The 944-nt window shown below is 43.1% G+C and carries 1 protein-coding gene; it reads left to right on the top strand.

The window, feature by feature from the left end; all coding sequences use genetic code 11:
* Positions 1-489: 489 nt before the first annotated feature.
* Positions 490-912: a reverse transcriptase N-terminal domain-containing protein gene (locus P5674_RS25225; protein WP_014275816.1), complete on the top strand. Its 423-nt coding sequence runs from the start codon at positions 490-492 to the stop codon at positions 910-912.
* The last annotated feature ends 32 nt before the right edge of the window (positions 913-944 follow it).

The raw sequence follows: 944 nt of genomic DNA, 5'->3' as shown, positions 1-944 counted from the left end.
GCCACCCCCAGTTTTGGGAATCATAACCCCAGGATTGAAGCGGGGAACGGAAGGCGTGAAGTAGAACCTACTACCATATGCGACCACTGCCAACCATCCATGACTAAGGAAATCTGAATGTTCCGACTTGAACCATCGTAATTAGCAAGCAGCGAAATAGATTGACACGCTGCGCTCAAAAGAGCAAGGGGAAAAGAAGAGGTTTTTATATACCATCTTCACAGACCTTTAAAAGTACCCCGGTGGATAGGACAAGTCTAAAGATGGAATGCCCATATAAACGGAACGTTTTAAATCCTCCTGGACTATGAATATCTGGTCGAGATATCAGTAGTAACAAATGTAAGCGCAAGTCCTAGAGGAAGTGAGATGTGACCAAAAGCCAACGCCCTGCTGTAATGGCAGGGATATGCTGACAGGTTACGGTTTGATTGCATGAATAGAGTCTAGTAGGAGTTACTATGACGAAAGCGAGTTTAAAGAAAGGTTTTGAGAAATCAGAGCCAATCAAGACGTGCGTTTGTATGGAAACAAATCCCCTGGGCGAAAGTCCAGAGGAAAGTTGTCAAGCTCCAAAAGAGGATATTTCAAGCAGCTAAATCGGGACAGGATGCAAAGGCAAGAAGGTTGCAACGTCTACTGGTGAAGTCATATTATGCACGGCTCTTAGCAGTGCGACGAGTGACTCAAGATAATCAAGGCAAGAAAACAGCCGGGGTCGATGGAATGAGAGTAATCTCACCAAGGCAAAGGATTAAACTTGCTGAAAGTATAGCACAAGACAGAACATTTAGGACGTATAATGGCAAGGATATCTACAGAAGACCCAAAATGCCAGCCCCCTACAGTTACGACCTTAGACAAAAAGTTATTAATGCAATTGAACTAGAGGTGTTGCATAATAGAAAATGATATTCTCAAATAAATCAAGATGGATTGTCCTT

The organism is Limnospira sp. PMC 289.06, from assembly GCF_032350395.1.
Lineage (GTDB): Bacteria > Cyanobacteriota > Cyanobacteriia > Cyanobacteriales > Microcoleaceae > Limnospira > Limnospira platensis.
The sequence above is the reverse complement of the archived record's forward strand: the minus strand, read 5'-3'. Positions and strand labels throughout refer to the sequence as shown.